At 59.9% G+C, this 8,683-nt stretch carries 10 protein-coding genes; 7 read left to right on the top strand and 3 right to left on the bottom strand.

What is annotated here, in order from left to right:
- Window positions 1-102: 102 nt before the first annotated feature.
- Window positions 103-1,301, top strand: a protein-coding gene (locus tag NCR35_RS27700) for an IS3 family transposase (protein ID WP_250537113.1) whose coding sequence is annotated in 2 segments (ribosomal slippage) — window positions 103-418 and window positions 418-1,301 — 1,200 coding nt in all. Because the reading frame shifts where the segments join, the coding sequence is not laid out codon by codon here.
- On the opposite strand, the gene NCR35_RS27695 is transcribed toward NCR35_RS27700, so the two are convergent.
- A complete protein-coding gene (locus NCR35_RS27695) occupies window positions 1,293-1,706 on the bottom strand; it encodes a hypothetical protein (RefSeq protein ID WP_250537109.1) in 414 nt (137 codons plus the stop codon). The two genes, NCR35_RS27700 and NCR35_RS27695, sit on opposite strands and share 9 nt — an antisense overlap.
- Window positions 1,707-2,306: 600 nt before the next feature.
- Entirely contained in the window at window positions 2,307-2,744 is a 438-nt protein-coding gene (locus NCR35_RS27690; protein ID WP_250537108.1) for a hypothetical protein, read from the bottom strand.
- On the opposite strand from NCR35_RS27690, the gene NCR35_RS27685 reads away from it, so the two are divergent.
- Window positions 2,743-2,952 (top strand): hypothetical protein, encoded by a 210-nt coding sequence (locus NCR35_RS27685; RefSeq protein WP_250537107.1) that lies wholly within the window; start codon window positions 2,743-2,745, stop codon window positions 2,950-2,952. The genes NCR35_RS27690 and NCR35_RS27685 overlap by 2 nt on opposite strands.
- A 494-nt stretch (window positions 2,953-3,446) precedes the next feature.
- Here the strand turns inward: NCR35_RS27685 and NCR35_RS27680 are convergent, their stop codons facing one another.
- Window positions 3,447-3,683, bottom strand: a complete 237-nt coding sequence (locus NCR35_RS27680) for a hypothetical protein (RefSeq protein ID WP_250537106.1) — start codon at window positions 3,681-3,683, stop codon at window positions 3,447-3,449.
- 392 nt (window positions 3,684-4,075) lie between these two features.
- Here NCR35_RS27680 and NCR35_RS27675 point away from each other — a divergent pair, with 392 nt between their 5' ends.
- The 5 genes from NCR35_RS27675 (at window position 4,076) to NCR35_RS27655 (ending at window position 8,680) form a co-directional block, all read left to right on the top strand.
- Window positions 4,076-4,774 (top strand): DUF7673 family protein, encoded by a 699-nt coding sequence (locus NCR35_RS27675; protein WP_250537105.1) that lies wholly within the window; start codon window positions 4,076-4,078, stop codon window positions 4,772-4,774.
- A 177-nt stretch (window positions 4,775-4,951) separates the two neighbouring features.
- Window positions 4,952-6,628: a PRTRC system ParB family protein gene (locus NCR35_RS27670; RefSeq protein ID WP_250537104.1), complete on the top strand. Its 1,677-nt coding sequence runs from the start codon at window positions 4,952-4,954 to the stop codon at window positions 6,626-6,628.
- A gap of 87 nt (window positions 6,629-6,715) precedes the next feature.
- Window positions 6,716-7,195, top strand: a complete 480-nt coding sequence (locus tag NCR35_RS27665; RefSeq protein WP_250537103.1) for a PRTRC system protein E — start codon at window positions 6,716-6,718, stop codon at window positions 7,193-7,195.
- Between the two features lie 9 nt (window positions 7,196-7,204).
- Window positions 7,205-7,441, top strand: a complete 237-nt coding sequence (locus NCR35_RS27660; protein WP_250537102.1) for a PRTRC system protein C — start codon at window positions 7,205-7,207, stop codon at window positions 7,439-7,441.
- 99 nt (window positions 7,442-7,540) lie between these two features.
- A complete protein-coding gene (locus NCR35_RS27655) occupies window positions 7,541-8,680 on the top strand; it encodes a PRTRC system protein F (RefSeq protein ID WP_250537101.1) in 1,140 nt (379 codons plus the stop codon).
- Window positions 8,681-8,683: the final 3 nt, after the last annotated feature.

Below are 8,683 nucleotides of genomic sequence, written 5' to 3'. Positions count from 1 at the left end.
CCACGAGGCCTTCATGAAAATCGCTTGCTGCATCATATGCTGGCGACACCTGCAAAAGTCATTCTGTTAACGCCTCTTAAGCCTAGGCAAATAGTGGAAAGCATCGAAGTTTTGAGTGAACCAGAGCGTCGCCGTCGGCGCTCGGTCCAGGAAAGGGTCTCTATCGTTCAAGAGACCATGGAGCCGGGCGCAACGGTCTCAGCGGTTGCCCGGCGACACGGGCTGAACCCAAACCAGGTATTTGCGTGGCGCAAGCAATATCAGGACGGGAGCCTGGCAGCGGTGAAAGCTGGGGAAGCCGTGGTACCGGCTTCGCAGTTGGCCGCAGCAATGAAGGAAATCAGAGAACTGCAGCGTCTGCTGGGCAAGAAGACGCAAGAGGCGGAGATACTGAAGGAAGCAGTCGAATATGGCCGCTCAAAAAACTGGATTGCGCGCTCGCCCTTACTGCCCGGGGACGACCAATGAAAACGGTCTGCGATGTTCTCGGCGTGGCGCGCTCTGCTTTGGCAGTTAGGAAAGCCCGCTCCTCGGACTGGCAGGATGGGCGTCGCGCCCGGCATATCGACGACACGGACCTGGTTGCTGCAATCCACGAGCATGTGGCCGTCTTGCCGACATATGGGTACCGCAGAGTCTGGGCGCTACTGCGACGTAGCCAGGAAATGGCTGGCGCGCCGTGCGTGAACGTCAAGCGGGTGTATCGTGTCATGCGCGACCACCAGTTGCTGCTGCGACGTCCCGGTCAACGACGTGACACTCGCCGCCATGACGGACGAATCTCGGTCGACCAAAGCGATGTCCGCTGGTGCTCAGACGGCTTTGAGTTCCGTTGTGACGATGGCTCGCCGTTGCGCGTGACATTTGCACTGGACTGTCATGACCGAGAGGCAATCAGTTGGGCAGCGACGACTGGCGGCCATAGCGGCGACGTCGTGCGTGATGTGATGCTCGCCGCGGTCGAGCAACGTTTCGGCACGGCGCAGGCAGGCTCAACCATTGAATGGCTGTCGGACAACGGCTCTGCCTATATCGACCATCGCACGCGTAGCTTCGCTCGCGAGTTGGGCCTAGAGCCATTGACGACCCCGGTTCGTTCGCCGCACAGTAACGGCATGGCCGAGCGGTTCGTGAAAACGATGAAGCACGATTACGTCGCCTTCATGGACAAGCCCGATGTGCCCACGGCGCTCACGCATCTGGCCGCTGCCTTCGAGCAGTACAACGAGTGCCACCCGCACAAAGCCCTGAAATACCGCTCGCCTCGCGAGTTTAGACGGGCTGCGGCATCATCAAGCTAATGGTGTCCGCGTGTCCTGAGTTGCAGGGGCAACTACATGACCTGTTACGAATACATTGATGTTCTTCGAGGTATTCGCTTCGAAGTCAGTAAGAATCTGATGCAACAGGCCTCTTGGAATAGGGTTCTGCTTGGTCTCAATATTCATCAGTGCGTACGCCGGCAACTCGCCCAGTGAGTTGCGAAGTCCGCCCAAACGCTTCAGTTCTACATCCCAGAACTGGAATTCTTCCGTTGCTAACTTCTCACCGCTTACTCCGTCTGCATATCTTACGACCGACTTGTGGAGATCTTCGAAGCGATCTTTGTTAAGCAGCACCTCGTACTCCACATTAAAAGTCACGATCAGCAATGGCGACCCGTCTATATCCTTCCGCGCCCGAACGATGTAATTTGAACCAGCCATGAGAAGACCTCCTTGCGACCTTATGCTGCTCTCGTTCGGCCGGGTTCAACCGAATCAACCACGCCCTTGCAGTGGCAAAACGTCTTTGTGCAGCCAATGATTTGTCTCTTCTTTTTTTCGAGAACCAAGCCCTTTGAGGGTGAACGAGAGATACTCGTCTCTCGATATCGCTAGCGGGGCTTCAACGATAGACACCGCTCGTTACCGACGGCCGATAAAGAGCACTCTACGAGATAGTAGTAAAAGCCTTAGCCTTCGCTGGGCGGGCGCGCGAATAGTGTGCGCTACCGAACGAAGTCGGGACGAGATGATCGTCTGTACGTCAGTTGCTACGGATCAACGGCCGCCTGACTGTCTTTTATTGCAACGGGCGAGCGACGGAAAGTGGCCGACCGGGAAGCTCACCGAACGCGTAGTTCGCCGCTGATCCTTGAGCAGATCGGAAGGGAAAGCCTCTCTCTTACGGCAACTTCTATGGTCCCTGCAAACGAAACGCTCGAAGCAGCGCATATCTTCAAGCGTCGGTGTTCCCGGTCCGAACGGCCGTTGGTCGCTAATCGCAAACTTGAACAAAAGTTGATTCATGAGCGTAAATCGCCGCTATTGCGGCGGTGGCGTCATCTCTTTCTCGAGACCCGGCGGAACGCCGGGAGCGATCTTTCCAGGCGGATACTCCAGCTTCAAGGCCGGGGAGCCTTTGGTGCAAGGTGTGTCATTCGGCTTTGGCTTAATGCCATCGAATTTTATGATCAGGGTGTTATCGGTCGTCGTATTGACCTTGCCCTCGTAGGAACCGGAAGGAACCAGCTCTCCGATGACCGGGAGATTCACCGCGATCTTTCCATCCTTGGAATTGTCCCGCTTCAGTTCCAGATGGAGCTCCAGACTGCTGAGACTGGCATTCAGGGGTTGAAGATCGGGGTGCTGACATTCAAAGGCCCTGGCTGTCCCGATTTGGTCGGCCACGTACAGCAAAACATCGGAAACGCTCATCGCGCTCAAGTCAGGACGGTTCGTAGGCTTATTCGATTCGAACATGGCGCAGCCTGACAAGCTGGAAGACAGGACGGCAAAGGCAATTATAAACCGCTTCATTTTCCACCTCATGGGTGAGATTGTTATTGAACGGCAGCGCCCGGCCATCTCATCTTACGTCGCTAACTCGCTAATACCCAAGCCCGGCCTCGGCACGCCTCTGCCGCTTGGTGCACGGGCAATGCGAAGCGGCATTGTTCGCAACGCTTAGTCGGTTACTTAGATTATCTTTGCGTGCGCGCCCGCGCCGTCCGATGATCTCGCACGGTTGCCGTAGAAGCGCGAAAGAGGAACCTTGGTAAGTCCGAATGCTGCATCACGGCAAACGGCCAGCGTGCGTAGTTCGGCTTACTTGAGGTTTCTGAAGGCTCTTTGTACAGGCAGAATTTGGGCGGTAACAGGAATGGGCCCGGTTCGCGGCGGTCTCCGCCAGCCGGAGGGCCAGTTTCAGCTGCGCAACTGACGTCCAAAAGTACGAGCATCACGCAGGCCGAACGGCTCTTGATGGCCGGGCCGTCCCGGTGCCACCCGCAATTTGCTCGCCGGAAAACGGTCATTAAACCAAGGCCGATGATTCGCCATCCAGCCGAACCGGACGACGACCTCGACCGTCCCTTCATGGCCGATGTCGCCCCCTCATTGCGCCGCGGAGAGCCGGAAAAGAGGGACGGCCCGTGGCTAGCGGTGCTCAGCGCAGAGACCGTTTCACTCGTCGGCCAAAATGTATTTGCGGCGTGCGTCGCTGAGCACGGCAGTCACTATGGAGATTTCTTCAACAGTGCCGGTCAGGACGTCGAGGAAGTGCCAGTTTTGCCCGTCATGAGTTGGCGGTACCAGACGCACGGGCAGGCCGACGCGGTACGTCGGGCCCAAGCCAGCCTCTTCGAGCTTCATGTTAATTGCTTTTTGAATCTCTGCGGCCGAGCAGGTCACCTTGGTCATACGATCTTTCTCCGAAAGCGCTTGGGAATCGCCGACACCATATGCTTGTTGCCGGCTGTGGGCGAGAGGTCCCTACGTGCCCCGTGATTAATGCACGGCTTTCCTACGAGTTGGCCACTGGTTACCAGCTCTCGCGCAAAGTGCAAGTGCCGTCCAGCAGCGCTTGCCGAAGACTTCCCGCCGGTTGCAGAAGGGCGCAGTTTTTGGGCCACGTTCGTCGATTGCGACGTCGGAATGAAGTCGACCGCGTTTCTCGGCCATTCCCTGCGACATTTTCGCAGTTGCGTCCTCGGGGAGCTGGCAGTCGACGTCGTTCTGCCGGCGCACTTTTTCGCTCATGGCATCATGTGAACAGGCGCGATTTCGAGCGTCAGTAACGCTACACCAATGCAATGAGCAATTCGCCGACGCCCAGTACCCGATCCCTCGCCTTCACCGTCCAAACGCATTTAGCCGAAGCACTCCAAGAGACCGTTGACGACTTTTTTGCGAAAGCGGCGGGCGGAACTACCCCTGCGCAGCGAGCGGCCGAGATACGCGCCCAGGATCGCGATGCGAGCTTGGATTCGCTTGCCTATCTCCTTGACGTGGCCGAGGGCAGCTCTGGGCAGGCGCGCGTCGTCGCTGAGTTCCTAGCAGGCCTCTACAACGGTGACGACTACCCGTTCAGCCTCACCGATCTTCGCCGGCTCGATGAAGATTTGCTGGAGCACTGCCTGCAGGTGCTGCGGCTGGACAGTCGGCACGCGACGGAAGTGCACCGCTACTTTCCCAATGGCGAAGGCCGCTGGCAGGCGATGATCAAACGGTGGGGACTTGCTGATGAGCCGGCGCACGCGCCGCTGCCCGATGACGACGTCGTGCACTCGTGTCAGTACGAAAACAAGCTGGACGCGGCCGGATATCGAGACGTCACTTTGTTCGTCAAGGTCGCGGTTGGTCCAGACGACGTTCGGGCAGTGGGCCTCGCGCTCTCGGCGGCTGATTCTGAACGGCTCGCGGCGGACCTGGTTGCGGTTCATCGCCTCGCGTGGACGCGGGGCAAGCCGCTGGACGCAGACGAAAATGAGCCGAGACCGGCCTGGCTCTGAAAGACGGCATAAATTCGTGAGCTTTCGCGTGGCGTGCTCGCGAAATAACCCGCTATCGTTGCTCTATCACCCGCGTCATAGACGCATCGACCCCGCGCTGACTTTCGTCAGCCCACGTTGTTCAACCCTTTGGGAACCACTCCCAAAGGGGGCAGGTTCCCTCTCAGGAGCCCTGCCATGCAACAGCAACCTACTCTCGCCCTCAAGCAAATTCAGGTCAGCGTCAATCCCCGCAAGTACTTCGATGCGGCGGAGATGGAAGAGTTGACCGCGTCCGTTCGCGAAAAAGGCGTCATCCAGCCCGTCATCGTGCGCACGCTCGCCGACGGTGGCTTCAGCCTCGTCGCTGGTGGCCGCAGATACAAGGCGGCGCTCGCGGCGCACGGCGAGGACTATGAGATCCCCGTCGTCGTTCGCGACATCGATGAAGTCGAAGCGAAGCAGCTCGCCATCATCGAGAACATCCAGCGAGCCGACATGTCGCCCGCCGAAGAAGCCATTGCCGCAGCCGAGCAAGTCGGGCTGTGCAAGGGCGATCGCGACGAAGTCGCGCGCATCTTCGGCTGGTCGCGTGCGACGTTGGATAAGCGTCTCGCGCTGATGAACTGCAGCACGCCTGTGCTCGATGCGCTCAGCACGCGCCAGATCCTCCTCGGTCATGCCGAGCTGCTTGCTGCGCTCCCCAAAGAGACGCAGGACAAGCTGCTGCCGGTGATCATCAAGGAAGGCAAGGCGGTCGCGGAGGTCAAGAAAACCATCGAACAGGTCGCCTGTTCGTTGGCGGCCGCGATCTTCGACAAGGCCGAATGCGCCGGATGCCCGCACAACTCGTCCACGCAGGGCGAGATGTTTGGTGAGTCCATCGGTACGGGAAACTGTACGAACCGCACCTGCTACAACGAGAAGACCGAAAAGATGCTCGAAGCGACGGCCACTGGCCTGCGCGACGAATATCCGGTCGTGCGGATCGTGCGTGCTGGCGACAATCACACGCGCGTGCAACTCGCCGTCGACGGCCCGAAGGGCGTCGGCGAAGAGCAGGCGAAGGCCTGTCACGCGTGCCAGAACTACGGCGCGGCGGTGAGCGGCCTGCCTGACTCGATCGGCAAGGTCTATCGCGGCCAGTGCTTCGACACCGTCTGCAACATGAAGAAGGTGGCGGCGCAACTGCAAGCGGTGAAAGCCGCGACGCAGCCGAAGCCCGAGGCAGCCAAGGGAGGCGCGAAAGCGTCGCCCGCATCAACGAAGGGCGCGGCCGGTTCGTCCGCGGCATCGACGACGAGCAACCCGCCGGCGACGGTGGTGGCTGAGTCGGACAGGATCAAATCGTATCGCGTGGCGTTGTGGCGAAAAGCCCTGCGCCGCGAGGTGGGAGCTGATCCCGCGCTGGCTCAGCGATATCTCGTTGCGATCGCACTGTCTGACCAGATGCGCTGCGTCGATCAAAAGACGCTCTCGGGCATCTGGGAAAAGCTCACCGAGGAGCAGGTCGCGTCCGGCGACGTGTCGAAAGCTGCAGCCTCGACGGCGGCCGCTGACGACGCGAAGCTCGCGCATGCCGTCACCGGTGTGACGGTCGCTGCGATCCAAGGCCTCGATGTCCAGCACCTCACGCGTCTGTGCAAGCACCATCACCTCGATCTCGCGAAGCACTGGAAGCTCTGCAAAGAATTTCTGGAGTTGATCACGAAGTCGGAAATGATGGTGGTTGCCGACGAGTTGGGCATTCGTGCCGCGCTCGGCGACAACTTCAAGAAGGTCTTCGGCAAGTCCAAGTCCGAGGTCATCGACGCGCTTCTGGCGGTCGAAGGCTTCGACTACGCGGGCAAGATCCCGAAGGTGCTCAAGTTCTAACGCGCGGCTCGCCCGTGCATCGATCGTAGTTTCCATCCCTTTAGAGACCGCCTCCGCGCGGTCTTTTTTCTTTCTCTGGAGTTTTCCATGTTTGCAGCTATTGAACCGCTTCTGCGTCACTGCACGAAGCTCACGTTGTCCTTGCAGATGAAGGGCGACGAGATGGTTGTCTGTGTCATGCCGCAAGGCACGGCAAAAGACGCCGCGATGCTTCAGCCGCTCGCGCTCACCGCGATGGCGGCCGAGCTCGACGCAGGCTTCGTCGACGCGCTCGCGGCCTATACGGGCGCGCACGCGTCGCTCGCCGAGCAAGTTGCGGCGACCACTGCCATCCTCGAAGCCGCCAAGACGACGCAAGTCTCGAAGGCGACCAAGACGCTGGCTAAGGGTGGCAGCAAGCCGGCATTGCCGGTGCCCGGCAGATCGAGTGCCGATGCGGACAACGATGATGACGACGCAAGCGACGACGCTGAAGGGCAGAGCACCGCCCCGAGCGCATCTAGCGCTGCGGAAGCATCGGCGGAACCGGCTAACACCGGGACCAACCTCGCATCGCTTTTCGACTAAGGAGCAGACATGGCTATCTCAGTTGCGAAGCTCACCCGCGAGTTCGTCTACAACGGCGTGACGTTCCCCGATCCGGGCCCGACCTTCTCGCCCGACGATGTTCGTGATCTCTACTCCGCGCAGTACCCGGAGTTGACGACCGCGGCCATCGACGGACCGGCGATGGAAGGCGAAGTCATGCGCTTCACGTTCGTGCGTGCGGCCGGTGCGAAGGGTGCTGTCACGGCCTGCCGCGCCCATGCGTAAGCGTGACCTCCTCAAAGCCTTGTCCGATCCGGACCTGGCTCTTTCTCATCAGCAACCGCCCGGAAGGGCGGTTTTTTTTCATGACAAGGAGATCGAGCAATGTTCTTCGATCCTCGCCCGTCTGGTGCAGAAGTCGCTGTCTCGGGAGAGCCTTGGCAACCGCGACGCGCTCCCGCTGCCGGACGTCGAACTCCCAATGATTTTTTAAGCCTGCCGGCCCTCGGCTCGGACGTCAAAACGCGCGCAGTGATGCGTTGGAACGCCGAGAAGGATGTCGCCAGTCTCATCTCCGCCCAGTTCAACTCGGGCGTGCTGAGGCCGCGCGACGTACCGGAGTTCAAAGGCGCGGGTGACGCGCTCGCGCATGGCTTTTTTGCGTGGGCCAAGCGTCATACGCCGCGGCTGGACTGCCTCGGCTTTGACTTCGTGCTGTGCGACGTCCAGGCGGTATTGCACGTCGTCCAGTATCAGGAGGACAGCAGCGACTTCAATCCGACCTCACCTGTGTATCTCGGCATCGAGATACCGGGGGAGAACATCTACGAGATCGGCAGGCGTGCCGCCGAGCTTCGCAATGTTCACCCGCGGTTAGTGTCGACGGCGATGGTGCTGATCAATCGAGCAGCGGGACGCACGATGTGGATCCGAACGCCGGACGAGTTCCTCGGGGAATTCGCCTCGTGGTTCTGGGACGGTGACCCGAATGCAACCGACGATGAAGCGCGCGAGATGTTGACGGACCGGTTCGGCGACGACGAAGCGGAGATCGAGCATTACCTCCCTTCCGTTGTACGTCCGCAGCTTTGTCCCGACGACATGGACGTCTACCGGTGGAACGCGAAAAGTCGACGCTATTTGCCTCAACGGGCGTTGAGTGTTGCGGCGCTTCGACGCCTCCAGCGGTTCACCTCTGGCCGCACCCGCCGGATTTGCGCTGACCTCGAAAAGCTTTCGCTGATGTTGCAGCGGGTGGGCAATCGCAGTCTCTTTGGCTGTGGTTATCTGCCCCGCTGTGCATACGCCGCAGCGACGCTGACTGTGCAAAACGACAGTCGCGTCAGTGACGTACTCGACGCGCATTACGAGTACCTCGCCAGCGCCGGCGACGGCACGACTTACCTCGGCTTCACGCCGATTGCCTCCACGCCTGACGCCATCCGTAAGCAGTACGCGGACTGGTCGCAGGGACTATCCATCCTTGGCCAATTGGACCGCGTCATCGCGGGTCTCGCGGCATAACGA

This window comes from Caballeronia sp. AZ10_KS36, assembly GCF_023631105.1.
GTDB lineage: Bacteria > Pseudomonadota > Gammaproteobacteria > Burkholderiales > Burkholderiaceae > Caballeronia.
Note: the sequence above shows the minus strand (reverse complement) of the source record. Positions and strands in the feature narration are given on the sequence as shown.